This is a genomic window from Paenibacillus pinihumi DSM 23905 = JCM 16419, from assembly GCF_000422505.1.
GTDB lineage: Bacteria > Bacillota > Bacilli > Paenibacillales > Paenibacillaceae > Paenibacillus_D > Paenibacillus_D pinihumi.
This window is the reverse complement of sequence record NZ_AULX01000026.1, coordinates 68,654-86,620: the sequence shown is the minus strand read 5'-3', so window position 1 is coordinate 86,620 and position 17,967 is coordinate 68,654. Positions and strand designations below refer to the sequence as shown.

16 protein-coding genes and 1 riboswitch are annotated in these 17,967 nt (G+C 49.6%); of the genes, 13 read left to right on the top strand and 3 right to left on the bottom strand.

All coding sequences use genetic code 11. The annotated features are described in order from the left end of the window. The first annotated feature begins 9 nt into the window (after window positions 1–9). The 13 genes from H583_RS0109290 to H583_RS0109230 all read left to right on the top strand — a co-directional run bounded on the left by H583_RS0109290 (window position 10) and on the right by H583_RS0109230 (window position 15,517). Entirely contained in the window at window positions 10–1,371 is a 1,362-nt protein-coding gene (locus H583_RS0109290) for a cryptochrome/photolyase family protein (protein ID WP_028560231.1), read from the top strand. A gap of 326 nt (window positions 1,372–1,697) precedes the next feature. Then, a complete protein-coding gene (locus tag H583_RS0109285) occupies window positions 1,698–2,264 on the top strand; it encodes an RNA polymerase sigma factor (RefSeq protein WP_051236239.1) in 567 nt (188 codons plus the stop codon). Further along, complete coding sequence (locus H583_RS0109280; RefSeq protein ID WP_028560229.1) at window positions 2,248–3,522, top strand: hypothetical protein; 1,275 nt, start codon at window positions 2,248–2,250, stop codon at window positions 3,520–3,522. Before H583_RS0109285 ends, H583_RS0109280 begins: the two co-directional genes overlap by 17 nt. A 168-nt stretch (window positions 3,523–3,690) precedes the next feature. Further along, window positions 3,691–4,626: a mechanosensitive ion channel family protein gene (locus tag H583_RS0109275; protein WP_081667064.1), complete on the top strand. Its 936-nt coding sequence runs from the start codon at window positions 3,691–3,693 to the stop codon at window positions 4,624–4,626. Between the two features lie 165 nt (window positions 4,627–4,791). Then, window positions 4,792–4,874, top strand: a riboswitch (cyclic di-GMP riboswitch). A 91-nt stretch (window positions 4,875–4,965) separates the two neighbouring features. Continuing rightward, window positions 4,966–6,747 carry a methyl-accepting chemotaxis protein gene (locus H583_RS0109270; RefSeq protein WP_028560227.1) on the top strand — a complete coding sequence of 594 codons (1,782 nt, stop codon included), beginning with the start codon at window positions 4,966–4,968 and terminating at the stop codon, window positions 6,745–6,747. A gap of 206 nt (window positions 6,748–6,953) precedes the next feature. Next, entirely contained in the window at window positions 6,954–7,259 is a 306-nt protein-coding gene (locus H583_RS0109265) for an HNH endonuclease (protein WP_028560226.1), read from the top strand. 143 nt (window positions 7,260–7,402) lie between these two features. Beyond that, a complete protein-coding gene (locus H583_RS0109260; protein ID WP_028560225.1) occupies window positions 7,403–8,113 on the top strand; it encodes a response regulator transcription factor in 711 nt (236 codons plus the stop codon). 8 nt (window positions 8,114–8,121) lie between these two features. Next, complete coding sequence (locus H583_RS32405) at window positions 8,122–9,246, top strand: sensor histidine kinase (RefSeq protein ID WP_051236237.1); 1,125 nt, start codon at window positions 8,122–8,124, stop codon at window positions 9,244–9,246. An 80-nt stretch (window positions 9,247–9,326) separates the two neighbouring features. After that, window positions 9,327–10,112, top strand: coding sequence for an ABC transporter ATP-binding protein (locus H583_RS0109250; RefSeq protein WP_036709024.1), 786 nt, complete (start codon window positions 9,327–9,329; stop codon window positions 10,110–10,112). Then, complete coding sequence (locus H583_RS0109245; protein WP_028560223.1) at window positions 10,087–11,997, top strand: FtsX-like permease family protein; 1,911 nt, start codon at window positions 10,087–10,089, stop codon at window positions 11,995–11,997. The genes H583_RS0109250 and H583_RS0109245 overlap by 26 nt, the downstream gene beginning before the upstream one ends. Window positions 11,998–12,170: 173 nt before the next feature. Then, window positions 12,171–13,256, top strand: a complete 1,086-nt coding sequence (locus tag H583_RS0109240; RefSeq protein ID WP_028560222.1) for a PdaC/SigV domain-containing protein — start codon at window positions 12,171–12,173, stop codon at window positions 13,254–13,256. A gap of 169 nt (window positions 13,257–13,425) precedes the next feature. Beyond that, window positions 13,426–14,493, top strand: coding sequence for a VanZ family protein (locus H583_RS0109235; protein ID WP_028560221.1), 1,068 nt, complete (start codon window positions 13,426–13,428; stop codon window positions 14,491–14,493). Between the two features lie 202 nt (window positions 14,494–14,695). Then, entirely contained in the window at window positions 14,696–15,517 is an 822-nt protein-coding gene (locus H583_RS0109230) for a hypothetical protein (protein ID WP_028560220.1), read from the top strand. Window positions 15,518–15,752: 235 nt separating this feature from the next. On the opposite strand, the gene H583_RS32400 is transcribed toward H583_RS0109230, so the two are convergent. From H583_RS32400 to H583_RS0109215, 3 genes are all read right to left on the bottom strand, one after another. After that, window positions 15,753–16,043 carry a DUF6881 domain-containing protein gene (locus H583_RS32400; RefSeq protein ID WP_051236235.1) on the bottom strand — a complete coding sequence of 97 codons (291 nt, stop codon included), beginning with the start codon at window positions 16,041–16,043 and terminating at the stop codon, window positions 15,753–15,755. Window positions 16,044–16,224: 181 nt separating this feature from the next. Next, complete coding sequence (locus tag H583_RS0109220) at window positions 16,225–17,019, bottom strand: ABC transporter ATP-binding protein (RefSeq protein ID WP_028560219.1); 795 nt, start codon at window positions 17,017–17,019, stop codon at window positions 16,225–16,227. Continuing rightward, complete coding sequence (locus H583_RS0109215; RefSeq protein ID WP_028560218.1) at window positions 17,019–17,930, bottom strand: ABC transporter permease; 912 nt, start codon at window positions 17,928–17,930, stop codon at window positions 17,019–17,021. The genes H583_RS0109220 and H583_RS0109215 overlap by 1 nt, the downstream gene beginning before the upstream one ends. Between the last annotated feature and the right edge of the window lie 37 nt (window positions 17,931–17,967).

Below are 17,967 nucleotides of genomic sequence, written 5' to 3'. Positions count from 1 at the left end.
ATTTCCCCCATGTATTTGTTTATTCACCGGAAGGATCTGCGGACCTGTGATATGCGCGCCTTTGACGCTCTCAAGCGACGCCAGCTCCCTGGCCTGCATGTGCTCATTCTCGATCCTGCCCTGTTGACGGAAGAACGTTTGAATGCACATAGCGGGAAGCAGTTCCTCGAACATGCAGTAAGGCTCGATGGCGCCTATAAGGAAGCAGGCAGAACGCTTCATATTATTTATGGAAGGCCGGAGCAAATTACGGCTGACCTGCTGGAGGCATATCCCATTCAGGGCATTGTAGCACATGCCGACTATACCCCTTATGCAAAGAAGCGGGATGCGGCTATAGCTTCCACAGCCTCTCTCCGCGGTGTGCCTGCGGTGTTTATAGAAGACCTGCCACTCGCTCCGCTTGAGCAGTTGCAGGAATACTCCGGCCGCAGCGAGCCTTACAAAGTATTTACCCCGTTTTACCGCAAATGGAACAGCTTTATGCAGACTTATTACAACGGGGCTGCCACAGCTGCGATCTCTGATCTGGATACTGTCCATGATCTGGACGAGGCGATCTTGGAACGCTACAGGCTGCCCACGGCAGTATCCGCCGCCTGGAGCCGGACTGCCGAGCGGCTTCGCGACGAAGGCTGCGGCATGAATGCCCGCCAGGTATTGAGTCAGTTCGTTTCAGAACGGGTCCATGCGTATGAGGATCAGCGGGATGCCTATGCCAATGAAGGCACAAGCGGCATTTCGCGTTTTCTGAACAGCGGGGCGTTGTCAGCCAGGACAGCCTATGAGGCGGCCGCTGACATTCCCGGGGCAGGGGCGTGGCTGCGCCAGCTTGCCTGGCGGGACTTCTACCTGTATCAGGCAGCCATGAGCAATGATTTCTTCACTTGTGAGCAGCAATATGATATGTCCTCCCTGAATGATACGCATTACGAGGCGTGGACCAAAGGACAGACCGGCATCCCGGTTATCGATGCAGCCATGACCCAGCTCAACCAAACAGGCGAGATGCCCAACCGGCTGCGCATGGTGACCGCCATGTTTCTGACCAAAAACCTGCTCTGTCCGCTCACCCTTGGCGAAGCCTACTTCCGCACCCATCTGGCAGATTATGACCATGTGCTGAACCGGGGCGGCTGGCTGTGGAGTTCATCCTTCGGTTATGATGCGGCTCCCTATTTCCGGATTATGAATCCGTCCTCGCAATCAGCAGCCCATGATCCGCAAGGGGATTATATCCGCCGCTGGCTTCCTGAGCTGGCAAGTCTGCTTGCGCGTGACATCCACCAGCCCCTCTCCCACGCTATTGTGGATCTGAAAACCTCCCGCGCACGGGCCATTGAGGTATATAAGAACATTTTGGGCAGCTAGGCAAAGCTGGAATAAACATTTATTTAATGGAATTATTCCACGAAGCAGGAATTCCGCTCCGTTTGTTGATGGTTTTTGGGGCTCCCTGACCGGGAGACAGCCAAATCCCCATTCACAGCGGAGCATTTTGGTTATTTATGGGTCATTTGCTGCAATGAAGGCGTTCCCACCCGACACCTATTTGAATTTGGGATTCATTAGCCTATAATCTATATGAATAGGAGTCCGAACAATTTATAATATGGAACTTGTGTGGACTAAAAAAGTTATGATTAAAAGATGAACCGAGCCGACGATAATTTCGTCTATAAATAGAGGTGGCCGTTTTGAGTTCCGATACAAAATTTGATTACCTGAAGGCACTGAACGACAGTGAAGACAAAAAAGAAATCCTGAATGAGCTAATGACGGCCTACGGGAAGGATGTTTGGAACTACGCCTATAGCATGACCAAGAAATGGGAAGTTGCCGATGATATCACACAAGAAGTATTTATTAAGGTATATAAAAGCCTGTTCACCTTCCGCAGTGAGTCCTCGATTAAGACCTGGCTGCTGACCATTACCCGCAATACGGTGCTCGACTATAGACGTTCTGCCTACTTCCGCAAAATTACACTGGTCGATTACTTTACAAATGACAGCAAAAGCCACGCATCGGCCGAGCAGGAAGTGATGCAGCTGGAGACTACCAGCGACCTTTGGAACATGGTCATGGAGCTCCCGGTGAAAAACCGTGAAGCAATTATACTATTTGCACATCATCAGTTGTCTCTCAAAGAAATTGCCGGTCTGCTTAACGTCAGCGAGGGCACAGTAAAGTCCAGATTGCATCATGCACGCTTGAAATTATCCCAAATAAAGGAGCGACATCAACATGCATCCGAGCGATAAGAATGAACTAAAACCGCTTGAAGCCCCTCCTTTTAGAAAAAATGGTTTTGATAAAGCACTACAAGATAAAATTTTGCGACACGCCAGCATGCTTGATCAGGAGTCGGTTGCACACCGCTCCCGCCGGAAATTCCGCATCGCGCTTACCGGGGGTTTGGTCGGTGCAATGGTGTTTGCCGCTTTCTTCATGTTGAATATTTTCCCGTCCCCGAACAAGGAGCTGCAGCAAACAGCCGAACGAACTGGCGGCTATGGCACGGCAGGCGCCTTCAAGATGGACGCTGACAGCCCGAATTCAACCTTCAAGTCCGCCCTTCTCATTGGCCTGCGCACCGATCACACCGGGGATGAGCAGCGGTACCCTTATAGTGAATACCGCACGGTACTCGTAGCGCCGGATGCCGGAAATCTGCATCAGATTACGAGTGGTGACGGCATTTTGATGCCTTACAAAATGGGCTTTAAAGAAATCGCCACCAAGGACAAAACCCATTCAGGCAAAGAGGTGCAGATTTTATCCGTAACCCAGCCATCTGTATCGAAGAAGCAGCAGGATGATCGTCGTGCTGAAAAGGCAGAAAATGCTGCTATGGCCGATGCCGCCGAATTATCGGGTGGAGGAGATACACTAACTTCCGAGAAGCTAACCTTCGCCGGCAACCGTTACATAGCCGTAGAACAACAGGTAGCAGGCCAGCAGGCGGCTAAGGAGATTCAATCCTATGTCTGGGTCAAGCATATCGAGCAGCTTGCCGCTGACCGGTCCCTTAGCTTCTCTGCCGATACAGAGCTGCATATGCCGCTTTCCGATTTTCTGCCGGAGCAAAAGGACCTCCAGGAGGACGGAACTGCGGATCAAATCCAGTGGACGCTGCTGCGCAAACCCGGACGCTGGACCGCCCAGTTGACTGAGCAAAGCAGCCTGAGCGGGAAGCTGCCCGAAATTCCGGCAGTACTGCCTGAGGAGCTGATCTCTTTCGACAGACTGAGCGCTCCTTGGGAGGAAATCTGGCAGCGGATGCCGCAAGCAACGGATGCCTATTCTTCACCTGCCGGAGAGACGGTTGCGGTTGTAACCGGGCAAAAGGTCTCGTTCTATCTCAACAATAATTCCCTTGCTTCGCAGCCGGCACTGGAGCTGCCGCTAAAGCAGGGAGAATCGATCGTCATGATGCAATGGGCTACAGGAAGCTATGTGGAGCGCTGGAAGAATGAAGTTGCTGAATTGCTCGCCTTGCCTGCACGTACAGCGCCATAGTCTGAAACGGATTTCAAGCCGACCCGTAATACAAGGGTTGGCTTTTTTGTTTTGGCGCCGTCTTGTCTTCCAGTTCGTGTTCGACGCCCCTTGCTTCGTTTTGTTACAATGAAGAAGGCCGCCTGGAAGAATAACGGCGACCCCACTATTATCGTTTCGGAGGTTGCCATGCATTTATTTTCCGGCCATTTGACAACAGATCAAAACGCCACAGTCGCTGCCGTATTGGACGGCTTCGTCAAATATACAACCTGGGACTTCTGGTCAGAGCTGCTGCAAATGCTGGCAGGCAAATCACTGCTTCTGCTCCTGATCATTACACTTACCTGGCTTGCGCTGCGGGCGCGAAAATTGATTATTTCAAGAGTATTCCTGCTGACACGGCTCCAAAAAAAACAGCAGGATACGCTGGAATCCCTGCTCCTTTCTTTTACCCGATATGTCATCTTTATCATTTCTGCCTTGCTTTGCCTGAGCAATCTCGGCATGGATGTCGCCCCGATCATTGCAAGCGCCGGCGTCATCGGCCTGGCTGTCGGCTTTGGTGCACAGACGCTTGTCAAAGATTTGATTACGGGCTTTTTCATCATATTTGAAGACCAGTTCTCTGTAGGGGACTATGTCAATATTAATAATGGCGCTATTAACGGTACTGTCGTCAGTGTCGGGCTGCGGGCCACGAAGATCAGGACCTGGGCCCAGCATGTCGTCGTCATCCAGAATTCAGAGATCAAGGTCAGCCAGAATTTCAACCGGGAGCGCATGCGTGCCATTGTAAATATTAATGTGCCTTATGAGACAGAACCTGCTCTTATCGAACGGGCTACCCGGACAATCTCTGCACGCATGGTATCAGCCATGCCCCACTTCTTCCTGATGGATGATGCAGGACAGCCTGTCGAACCCCCTACTCTCTATGGCATTACGGATGTGGAGAACGGTGCTCTGGGAGCCAAATATGCCGTCACCTGCATGGTGAAGGATGAGTTTTATTTCACCGCCTGCAAGGAACTGCGCAAGGCACTTATTGAAGAATTAAAACAAATGGGTATTCCGATTTCCTACCCGAGACGCATAGAGAGACAGGAAACCGAGCTTGCATGACTATATAAAGAATAGAATTACACAAAAATTCGACAACTATTTACAAAATTTTCAGGCTGGCATATAATCTATGTGGTGAGCTGATCAGATAGTCCCTGTTTTGGGAAACAGACAAGAATGATGGCTCAACCAGAACGAAAAAACCATACATAGATAACTATCAAGAACTGAAAATGGCAAGCTTGCTGAAAAGCATGCACGCAAAGCTATGGGCCTAAGGCTAATGCTATGGCTGCCAGGTTGCCGATCGTGAGATAGATGTCAAATGGCTATCCTTATCGGGATAGCCATTTTTTGTTCTATGTTGCTCTCGGGGTTCGACATCAAGGAGCGGAGAGAATGAAAGTGGAAAAAGCGAAGGCAAACAGACTCAAACTCCCCCAATTTTCTTTCATTAATTTAAAGGGGGGCATTATCAAGCAGCTGATTGTGGTCATGGCTATCATTACGGTCTTTAACGTCGCTTCAGGCATTACCATTATTACGCTCAACCGGATTGTTACTCAGGATATTGAAGACACGAACCTGCTTGCAGAGCGGGAACGGAGCTACCGTTCGATTAGCGACCGTCTTCTGGAGACGATGCTGCTGATGGTCTCATCCATTCAGGAAGGCAACGCCAGTGCTGATGATACAAAAGAGGCAACCATTCAGAAAAACCTGGAGAACATTCCGAAGCAGCTGGAGCAGTTGGAGAAAGATTTCGATGCACTTGACCTTCAGTTCCCACCAGAACCTGACGAAACTAAATATTATAATCAGGTTAATGTCATCAACATGGCCTATAACAATCTTGTCAGCATTCAAGACAATATGAAACAGAGTATTGTCGAGATGGACCAGAGCGAGATGATGAAGAAGCTAATTGAAACCTATACGATTATTTTGCAATACTCGTCCGACAAGCTGGATGAACGCTTTGAGAAGGATGTAGCCGCAACCAAACAGGGACTATCAGACCGTGTCAGCATGACGACAGCGGTAATTCTGGTTAACGTCTTAATTCTTGCTGTACTGCCGTTCCTGATGTCCTACCGTGTCAGCATGAACATCCGCTCCGGGCTTAAAAGCATTACCGGCCGCATTAATGCTTACAAGGATGGCGACTTTACTTATTCGGAGACGTACAAGAAGTCTAATGAATTTGGAGCCATCGATACGATGCTGTCCGAAATGGGACAGAATCTGCGTACCACAATACGCTCGACCCACCATGTGAGGAATGAGGTTCTGCGCATATCCCAAACGCTGGACGAGAAATCATCGCAAAATATGAAGGCATCCGAAGCAGTGCGGGATAGTATTGAAACCGGCAAAACGATACTGGCGTCCCAGTATGACGAAACATCCTCCATCTCCTCAATTACCGAGCAGGTATCTGCAAGTTCGCAGGAGATCGATGCATCAAGCCAGCATATTAATGAGGATATGCAGCGGATGCGCCAGTCCTCTCAGCTTGGCTTGCAACGCATGAATGACGTGATGGTGCAGATGAATCAGACCATTGAGCAGTTCGACGGCTTGATGCAGGCATTCAAAGCGGTAGAGACCCGCTATAGCAATATTTCCGTCTTTTTACAGGGCATTCAGGATATTAATGAGCAGACGAACCTGCTTTCCCTCAATGCTTCCATCGAGTCAGCAAGAGCGGGCGAGCATGGCCGCGGATTTGCGGTCGTAGCCGGAGAAATTCGCAAGATGTCCGGTCAGACGGATGAAATCGCCAAAAATATCTCGGCAGAGCTCAAACATATCCAGGTTGATCTGCAGCGCAGCCGTAACCAGATGTCCTCGTTCGGCCATGTCATTCAGCAGACTAAGGAAGCTGGTGAGCACACGAGTCTGACTTTCGAGCAGCTTGAGTCGCAAAGCAGTATTTTGTCCGAACAGATGAACGATATTTCCGTCGCCATCGGTGAAATCAGCCGCGGAATGAACCTCATCGTGGAATCGGTCGAAACGTTGACCAACACTTCATCTGATGTGAATGAACGGATGGGCAGCATGGGCGAAATCTCGGAGCAGCAGCAGCAGGTATCCCATGCGCTGCAAGAGCTTTCCGATAATCTGAAGGAAGCCTCCCATCATTTGCAGGAGAGAACTTCAGTATTCAAGATTTAGACCTGCTTCCGGTTCTGAAGATATAAATGATTGTAAACGTGTCCCGGCATTCCCTGCCGGACACGTTTTTTGTTTTTTTACCTGGCCTCGAAATTTTGCTTATGAACCCGCACATTTTGCCCCATACTTTTAATGACAGGTGAAAACAATAGCTGCTATTGTCGCCTGTTGGCACTATCGCTAATGTTAAAGGAGGTCCCGCACGCATGTCCAAATCGGATGAGCAGGCAAGCTGTGAGTTGTGCGGACGAAGCGGCGTACAGACAACCGTCCACCATCTTACACCCCGTGAAAAGGGCGGTTCATCCCTGCCTACGGCCAAGCTGTGCTCCGCATGTCATCGCCAAATTCATGCCCTTTATACGAATGATGATTTAATCACCCTTGAGTTGACATCTCTTGCCGCACTGCGTAGCGATCCGTCAATTGCCCCCTTCCTCAAGTGGGTGCGCAAGCAGCCCCCACAGTCCCGCCCCAAGCTATCCAAATCCCGGCGTGTCCGCAGCCGATAGTCCCTCTTCCCCTTCCCATTCCGCCGGCAGTTGTATAAGATACAGACAAGCACATATCGCCCGCTCTATTGTTGAAAGCGGAAAATACATCGTATGTGCCACGTAAAGGAAGCGTCATTTTTTACGCTTAGGGGAACGGAGAGATGTTTGTGAGCTACCGGATTATGATCATTGAAGACGATAAGAAAATTGCTGATATTCTGGCTGACTATACGGAGCGATATGGCTATGAGACCATTCGCGTAGAAGATTTTGCTGCGATCAAGGAGCAGTTTATTGCTGAAAAGCCGGACCTGGTCCTGCTGGATATCAATTTGCCACGTTATGATGGCTACTACTGGTGCCGGCAAATTCGTCAGGTATCCAATGTCCCCATTCTATTTATTTCCGCCCGCACAGGAGAGATGGATCAGGTGATGGCCATCGAGAATGGCGGGGATGATTATATTGCCAAGCCCTTTCATCTGGAGGTCGTCCTGGCCAAGATTAAAGGCTCACTGCGGCGCGCTTACGGCGAATACTCACTCCCTGCCGAGAATCGCGACCTGTTTGAGCTAAGCGGACTCATTCTCGACCGGAACCGGAATCTTCTGAGCTGGCAGGATGAGCAAATTGAACTGACCCATAAGGAATGCAGGCTCTATGACATGCTTGCACGCAGGGCAGGCAACATTGTATCCCGCGAGCAGCTTTTGGAAGCGCTGTGGGATGATGTTCATTTTGTCGATGATAACACACTTACCGTCAATGTCACCCGGCTGCGCAGGAAGATGGAAGTGCTAGGCATTCTGGATGCTGTGGAGACCGTCCGGGGCAGCGGCTACCGTTTGAACATGGTCTGGTCAGAGAGGTGAGGAGCAGGATGAAGAAGCAAACCTACCCGCTATACCATTTTGTTGCCGACCGTCTGATCTATATTCTGCTGTTCCTGGCCTGCTCCGTATGTATTGTAACCGTTGCTGTATTAGGCATTGTTCCCGCAGGCACATCCGATAATAGCAGCAGTGTCGCCTATTTATTTTTGCTTACCATATGCTTTGCCGCCGCTGCACTATTGTTTGATTATTTCCGGCAGGCCGCCTTCTACCGCAGTGCTCAGGAGCTATTGGAGAGCGATTCGATAGATGCCATGGCTCTGCTCAAGCCGGGGGTGACACGGGAGCAGAAGCTTCTCATCCGTGCAATGGAGCTGCAGTACGGGAAGTACAAGGACTTGCTGAAACAGTACCGGGATGCTGAAGAGAGACGCCGCCATTTTACCAACAGGTGGGTACACCAGATTAAAACCCCGGTATCGGTTATCGATTTGCTTACACAGGAGAGCAGTCAGCCCCCTGGCAGTCAGCCAATCGCTGAACTGCTGCACAGCATTCGTGAGGAAAATGGACGAATTTCGGATTATTTGGAGCTTGTCCTTCATGAGGCAAGGCTTGAACAGTTCGAGAATGATGTGCGCGCTGCAAGAGTTGACCTGTTCCCGCTGTTGCGGACAGCGGTGAACAGGTATAAGACTACGCTGATCCAAGCCCATATATACCCTTCTCTCACCGGGGACCAGGCAGAGGTCGTGACGGATGAAAAATGGCTCGCCTTTGTCATCAATCAACTGCTATCCAATGCGATCAAATATTCGAGGTCCAAGGAAGGCAGCAAGCAGCTGCGTATTCATATTGCGCGTCAAACGGGGGAAACGCTGTTGTCCATCACCGACCAAGGAATTGGTATCCCGGAGCAAGATCTTCCCCGCGTGACCGAGCCGTTTTTCACGGGAGAGAACGGACGCAGAACCCGGGAGTCCACAGGCATCGGCCTGTATTTGGTGTACGAGGTATGCCGGAAACTAGGCCATCAGCTCCAAATTCAGTCGCAGGAGGGACAAGGCACAACGGTAACGATCCGCTTTACCGAGCGAAGTGTCCATCATTTATCCGGGTCAGAGAAGCTTGGTGACAAAATTGTAAGCTTAGAAGTGGCCAATGCAAGGTAAATCGATAGGCTATATCACCCTCCGAAGGGTAGGATAGAGTATACAAACGGCAACAACCTGATTTGGAGGGAAAGCTTATCATGGAAAGTCAACCTGTATTAAAAGCGGAAGCCATCTCCAAGGTATACGGTACGAAGAAAAACCTGCTGTATACCGCACTTGATGGCATTGATTTGCAAGTGGGCAAAGGAGAATTCGTAGGGATTATGGGCCCGTCCGGCAGCGGCAAGACATCTCTGCTGAATATATTAGCTACAATCGACAAGCCGACTTCCGGCCGCGTAGAGATTAACGGCACCCAGCCCACTGCACTGCGGGAGAAGGAGCTGGCCTTGTTCAGAAGGCGGGAGCTCGGATTTATTTTTCAGGATTTCAACCTGCTCGATACCCTGTCGGTGCGAGACAATATTCTGCTGCCGCTCGTACTTGAAAAAATGCATCCGGCGGAATTGGAGCAGCGGTTGGCTCAAAGCGCTGGATTGCTCAAGATTACTGAATTGTTGGACAAGCGGACCTATGAAATTTCCGGAGGGCAAAAACAGCGTACCGCCATTGCCAGAGCCATGATTCACCGTCCCTCGATTCTGCTCGCCGATGAACTGACCGGGAGCCTGGATTCCAAGGCAGCCAAGGATGTGATGGAAGCACTGGAGCAGCTCAATACGGAGCTGGGGGCTACCATTCTGATGGTTACCCATGATCCGTTCGCAGCCAGCTACTGCCGCAGAATTATATTTATCCGGGACGGCCGGCTGTTCTCGGAGATACGCCGTGGCGCGAATCAGAACAGCTTCTTTCAGGAAATACTTGATATGCTCAGTGTACTGGGAGGAAGCTTCAATGACATTTCGCAAGCTCGCCATTAACAATGTCATAGGCAACAAAGACAAGTATATCTCCTTTTTTCTGAGCAGTGTTTTTTCTGTCATGGTGTTCTTTGTCTATGCCTCTGTTATTTTCCACCCCGGCATCCATGCCGGACAGATTATGGGAGGCCAAGCGGTAGCGCTTGCCATGGTGGCCTGTGAAATTATAATTCTGATCTTCTCCTTTTTCTTCGTCCTGTACTCCTGCTCCGCCTTCCTGAAATCAAGGAAAAAGGAATTTGGGCTGTTTACATTGTTCGGATTTACAAAAGGGCAGCTGCGCAAGATGGTCATGTATGAAAATATGCTGATCGGCCTGTTCTCCACTGCAAGCGGCATTGGGCTGGGACTGTTGTTCAACAAGCTGTTCTTCATGCTGGTCTCGGATTTGATCGGGTTGGCACAGCCGATTTCCTTCTACTGGCCGGCAGAAGCTATTATGCTTACAATTGCGGGCTACTTTACCCTGTTTTTGCTGATCACACTCATCTCCATGCATCAGGCCGGAAAGCTGGAAATCCGTGAGCTGCTCATTGCTTCCCGGCAGCCCAAGCGACTGCCGAAATTCTCGGTATGGCTGGTGCTGCTCTCACTGGTTACGATCGGGTACGGCTATTGGCTCGCCTACACACTTGATATGCGGCAGATGCTGGTCCTGATACTGCCGATTACAGGGCTTGTCGTGCTGGGAACCTACTTTCTGTTTACCCAGTCCAGTATTGTGATTCTCAAGCTGCTGCAGTCGAGCAAAAAGTTCTATTATAACAGGACGAATATGATTATCATCTCGCAAATGATGTTCAAGTTGAAAGACAATGCGCTGGTATTGTTTCTCGTCTCTGTACTTTGTGCTGTTGTGCTTACATCTTCAGGTTTTCTCAATGTGCTGCTCAATGGGACCAAGACGCAAATGCTGGAGCGCTATCCGCAAACAATCGGAATTCATGAGGTCGGACTGGAGAGCCACCGGGTTATTGATCCGGATGTTGTCCGCCAGATGCTGAAGGACAACGGCGAGGAGATACGCTACGAAACCAAGGTCATCGGTATTCCGATTAAAGCCACAGTTCCCGCCATGATGAGGACCGTAGATACTGTCGTCATTGCCCAGAGCGACTATAATGCGCTTGCCAGCCGGATGGACAAGATCGAACCTGTCGATATTGCTTATGGGCATGCCTGCTTCCTTTACCCCATCTATGGTATGAACCGGCAGTTTGTTCATCCGGGTGAACAAATTAGCTATACCCTTGAGGGTCAAAGCATGCTGTTCAAAATGAATGGCCAGTTAGAGGGATTTGTAGTTCAGACATCCACAATTTTCATCGTCAATGACAAGCAATATGCCGAAATGGCAGTCCAAGTACCGGACGGCAGCAAACATGTCTTCTACGGATTCGAGCTCAAAAATTGGGAGAAGGCCACCGAGTCCATTGAGAAAATTGCACAGCAGGTTCCCGATGCGCACAAGACAGACTTCGTATCCCGGTCCAAGGAATATGCAGGCTTCCGCCAAATCAGCTCCCTCTTTTTCTTTATTGCTGTGTTCGTCAGCATTTTGTTCTTCGTTGCCTCTGGAAGCCTGCTGTTCTTCAAGCTGTTCACCGAGCTGGAGGAGGACCGCCAACAATTACAGGCATTGCGGCGAATTGGCCTGACCCGCAGCGAGATGAGCCGGATTGTGACGGCACAGATTGCCACCCTGTTCTATTTGCCATGCCTTGTCGGCGGAATCCATGCCGCTTTCGCCATGAAGGCGACGAGCAATGTTATTTTTGCTGAGGTCTGGCTCTATTCAGGAATCATTTACCTTGTATATTTGGTAATGCAGACCGTTTATTTTCTGGCGGCAAGAAACGCTTATTTTAAAAAAATAGTAATCTAGTTGCCTGACATCAAAGTTGTTCATTTGCTGACTAGGAAAATTGCTCCTGCGGTAAACTTTCGTTATGATGAAATCATAACCGCGATGAAACTTGCCAAACGGATAGCTCGTCTATATTTGCAATAAGGCATGATAGAACCTATCCCGATCACAACAAGGAGCGTGACAGACGGATGAACCGCAAAGCAGGAAAGCAAAAGAAGCTGTTGAAATGGATTGCTGCGCCGATAGCTGCCACAATCGTTCTCAGTGCCGTTGCAGCAGCGACACCCATCACAGACACGAAGGCTTATGCAGCATCGGACTATACGATTAAATTCAAGACGCTGAACATTAAAGTAAACGGTAAAAGCATGCAAGTTCCCGGCGGGCTGTCCCCGGACGGCGACACTTATGTCGGGCTTCGCTTTCTGAGCGATGAGCTCGGGCTGACCACCACCTGGGACAAGAAAACCAAGGTGGTTACGGTGAGCAGCCCTACCAAGACGATGACCATGGTTAATCAGAGCCCGGAATATAAAATAAACGGCCATCAGATTACCGGCAAGCCGGTTGTGGAAATGAACAGCTCCACTTATCTGCCGCTGCGTTTTCTGCTGGAGCAGATGGGCTATGAGATTGGATACAGCAACAAGGAACAGCTCGTAACCATTACACCGATTATCGAGAATTCGCTGATTTTGACGAATAAGCGTATCGATCAATCTAAGCCGGGCAGGGAATTTGTCATTCAATATCCGCAAATTACCGGCATGAGCGAGCCGGAAGCACAAGATAAAATCAACAGCTTCCTGGAGAAGGAAGCCGAAAAGTATGAGCAGGCCGGAAAAGATATGTACAAGGAGATTAAGGATGCCGATGTCCCTAAAGACGGCGGGCTGTATTACGGCGTCAATTACACCATTGCGTATAATCAGAACGACAGGCTGAGCATGCATTTTGATGTCGCGCAATATACAGGCGGTGCCCACGGCATCTATGACATGCAATCCCATACTTTTGATTTGAAGACCGGCAAGGAAATTACATTGAAGGAAGTTGCCAAAAATAATTCGGCGTACAAGCAGATTATCAATACGGAGATTAAGAAGCAGATCAAGCAGCGCGGCTACGAATTGATCGAGCCGTTTGACTCCATCGGTGATGACCAGCGCTTCTATCTGCGCGGCAATGCTGTCATCGTCTACTTCTCCTTGTATGAATATACGCCTTATGCGCTCGGAATGCCGGAATTCTCAATTCCGCTGGACAAGTTTTAAGATGTGTTTATCCTCCGCCAGCCGTAATGCTGGCGGCATTTTTTTGCCCGAATAAAGGAATTTTCAGTCGTTTTTTAAAGAAAAGGTTATGAATTTTTAAAAAACGACCATGCTGATGTATGGTATGATTTGAAAAGGTTTTGCAAAATGATGTATGGCAGGTGCTGTAATGTTTAAGTTTTATTTGTATCCGATCTCGTATGCTTTTCTGACCTTCCCGGTGGCTGCGATGCTGTTTACGCTCCCGTTTCTTATTGTGCAGTATCGAAGGCACGGTTATATTAACAAGCTGCGGGCATGGATGCTATATTTATTTTTGCTTTATTTAATGAACGCTCTATATCTGGTCATTCTGCCGCTGCCGTCTACACGGCATAATGCCCCGCCCAATGTCGAATCTTATATGCAATGGATTCCATTTCACTTCATTGAGGATATTATGCGTGAAACCCGTATTGTCCCGAGTGAGCCTTCGACCTACTGGCGGCTTTTTCAAGAACGGGCATTCTGGCAGGTTGCGCTTAATATCGCCCTTGTTATTCCGTTTGGCATGTTCATGCGCTATTATTTCCGTACCCGGTGGATCACTTGCCTGGTGGCCTCCTTCAGTCTCTCCCTGTTCTTCGAGATTACTCAGGTAACCGCCCTGTACGGTTTCTTTGATTATCCTTACCGGCTGTTTGATGTGGATGATCTGATGTTGAATACACTTGGCGGCATGATCGGATTCGTGCTTGCCGCATGGATTTCCGCTATCCTGCCGCGGATTGACCAGCTTGACCAAAATGTCGATCTCTCCACGAAGAGAGTCAGCTATACACGGCGCGCCATCGCCCTGATGCTTGATTGGATGCTGCTGTTCCCTCTAATCGTAGCTGCCAATCTGATTCATTTGCCAGCAGCGTATTTTGTACTTACGGCACTGTATTTCATCGTGCTGCCCTATGCTATGAAAGGGATGACGCCGGGCAAGCTTGTCGTAAGAATCCGCATTAGCGGCCAGGAGCAGCCGGCAACCTTGCGGGAACTGGTTATTCGCAATGGCTTGCTCTATCTCGGGCTTGGCGGGATAAACATTTCATTGCTTGGCAGCAGTATGACAACCGCGCCTATCGTTCATCTTCTGGTATTTGCAGTTGATGTGTGGTTCACCATTCATGTTCTAATCCGCCTCTTCAATCATGACAAGCCATTGTTCTATGAAAAGGCAAGCCGTACCGTACACAAAATTTCTTAGCTGCCTTCACTGGTTCTGGGACGGTGCCCGTTTGGCAGGAAAACTTTGATTCATAGGGCGTTTACCCGGGTATGTAACTCATAGGAACCTGAGGTAAGCCGGCCCGCTTTGCCTTGTTTATGGCTAAAGTGCAACCTTTCGGCCCATATTACCGTCAGGGTATATGATCTCGCAACACAACCAAGAAGGGAGTGCTTTAGACATGAAGCATAAAAAAGCATTAGTTATACTTACAGCCGTCGGTGTTCTGGGAGCTACAGCCGTAACCGGAGCCTCCGGGCTGGTTGAAAAGGTGAGCGGCCTGCTGCGCTCGGATATTAAAATTGTCGTAAATGGTGAACAGACAACATTACAGCCTGTATATATTGATGGCAAAGCTTATTTGCCTGTACGTGACGCCGGAGGTGTTCTCGGCTATGAGGTAAATGCAGCAGGCAAGCAAATTCAGCTGCAAACCAAACATGAACAACCGCCAGTGGAAGAGGAGAATCAGCACATTCAAATGAATGGCGTGGTCGTCTCCAAGACAGAGGCCAACGGCATTACACGTCTTGAAGTACGTGGTGACGGAGCCGGATGGATGATTCTTGGGGTGGATAAAGATACGGTAATCGTGAATGAGGATGGCGTTGCCAAGACGATTGCTGACATTAAGGAAGGCACCGCACTGAAAGCAGACTACGGTCCGATTGTTGCGATGAGCTATCCGGGGCAATCCGGCGCAGCCAAGCTTGTGATCAGCACCGATCGTCTGATCAGGGAAGATGCGGTGACCAAGGTAACGAAAACAGATCACGGCTGGCAGGTTCTTCTCGGCCCTGAGACTGACGCCCAAGGCCTGCTGCTGAATGCGGACGCAGATACCGTAATTGTGAAAGCCAATGGCGAGCGAGTCAAGCCTGAGGACCTCAAGGCTGGAACAAAGGTTAAAGCTTACTATGGTCCGGCTACAACCAAGAGCATTCCGGCTCAAGCCCCGGTACAGCTGATTGTTGTGGAGCCTGGCAAGGATGCGGCTCAGTAAGCATTAATTGTATCCAAAACAAAGAAACAGGTGCTAATCGGTTTTTGACCGGTTCTGCACCTGTTTCTTTATTGGCTCAAAATCGAGATCAGCGGTTGACACGAAACGCTGAAGCAACGCTGCGAGAAACTCCGATCGCTGTTGTTCCCAGATTTCCTGTACTCCTCCCTATACGTGGTTGAAATCCGCGAACAAAGGCGACCGCTACGCTATTTACGATTGAATTGGCTCAGCATCAGCCGTTTCCCTGGCCTAAAACATATTTATTCCAAAAGGTTTCGAACTCTTCTTTGGTTATTTCTTTGGCAAAATCAAATCCTTGTCTGTGTATTACTTCAATTTCAGGGATCGGACGGTCGCTTAAACCAGTATCACCATATTCAACGGTTGAGTCCGCATAAGCAATCGAATCATCTTCCATAATGTAGATTTTTCTCGTCTCATATCTGTCTTCTCCTAGCTCCAAATAGGAGATTTTAGGTGCGAAATCGCTTTTTACTAATGACTCAATATATAAATAGTGCATTTCCCTCTTCCTTTCTGTATAAAGATCACAATCAATTGAAAAGGAATGGCTTCTTTTCACTTAGTAATAGAAGCCGTTTGTACAGTGAATCTAATACTATCTTATGTTAAAAAAAGCTCCCCAAGCCATACAGCACGGAGAGCTTCCTTATCTACTATTCCTTCAACAACCTATAGCCTCGTTAACCAAGCACAATCCGGTCATCCGCCAGCTTCTTGCCGCTGATCTGTTCGAACTCGCCAAGCAGACGCTCAACTGTCAGATCCTTCTTGCGCGTCTCATCAATATCAAGAATGATACGGCCCTTGTCCATCATAATCAGCCGGTTGCCCAGACGAATTGCCTGCTCCATGTTATGCGTAACCATGAGCGTCGTCAGCTTCATTTCACGGACAATATCCTGCGTAATCTGCGTGATCAGCTCGGCACGGGCCGGATCAAGCGCAGCTGTGTGCTCATCAAGCAGCAGGATTTTCGGACTGGTGAACGTCGACATCAGCAGGCTGAGCGCCTGGCGCTCACCGCCGGACAGCGTACCGACCTTGGCACCAAAACGGTTCTCCAGCCCAATTCCAAGGCGCGCAACCTGCTCCTTGAACATTCTCCGTTTGGATGCATTGACTCCAAGACCGAAACCGCGCACCTTGCCGCGGTAGAAGGCCATCGCCAAATTTTCCTCAATTGTCATATGGGGCGCCGTCCCCGCCATCGGGTCCTGGAAAACGCGGCCAATCCATTGGCTGCGCTTGAATTCCGGCAGGCTGCCAACAGCGGTGTTTTCAATATGAAGCGTCCCGGTGTCAGGCTTCATAACGCCGGAGATGATATTCATCAGCGTGGACTTCCCAGCACCGTTACTTCCAATGACTGTGACAAAATCAGCAGGCTTCAGATGCAGCTGGATGCCGACCAGGGCAATCTTCTCATCCGGTGTGCCTGGATTAAACAACTTGGATACCTGATTAATTTGCAGCATTAGCGGGCGCCTCCCTTCGGCTCCGCACCGGACAGCAGCTCAGCGGTACGCTTGCGCGCTTGGCTCTTCTGCTTGGCGGAACGCCTTACCGCAGGCACAACCAGTGCAATAATAACGATCAGGGCGGTAATCAGCTTCACATCACTCGCATCCAGCCATTCCACTCGAAGTGCAAGCGCGATGACAATCCGGTATACAACGGAACCCAAAATAACGGCGAGCGTTGCGCGGAATACAGTCTTCGCCCCGAAGATTGCTTCCCCGATAATAACCGATGCCAGACCGACGACAATCATACCGACCCCCATCGTCACGTCTCCGAAGCCGGATTGCTGAACGATGAAAGCACCGGATAATGCAACAAGTCCGTTGGACAGACTTAATCCGATAATTTTCGTCGTGTCGGTATTGGCTCCGAAGCTGCGAATCATTCGCTCATTATCCCCTGTCGCCCGCAGCGCAAGACCAAGATTCGTACGGAGGAAAAGGTCGAGCAGCAGCTTAACGACCACAACAACAATAATCATCATGACAAGCAGATTGGCACCTGTAAAAATCGTGTCCATATTCAAAATCGCAATATTCGGCTTCTTCCCCATAATCCGCAGGTTAATGGAGTAGAGTGCAATCATCATCAATATCCCGGACAGAAGCCCGTTGATCTTACCCTTCGTATGAAGAAGACCTGTACATGCCCCGGCTGCAAGCCCGCCGAGAAAGGCACAAATTGTCGCCAGCCAAGGCGACGAACCTCCTGAGATCATCACTGCCGCAATCGCGCCGCCTGTAGTGAAGCTCCCGTCCACGGTCAAATCCGGGAAGTCGAGAATCCGGAATGTAATATAAACCCCAAGTGCCATCAATGCAAACAGGAGGCCCAATTCAACGGATTTCGTAATTATATTCAGCATAACCTTGCCTCCTTTTCTATAAGCTCAAATGGCTGCC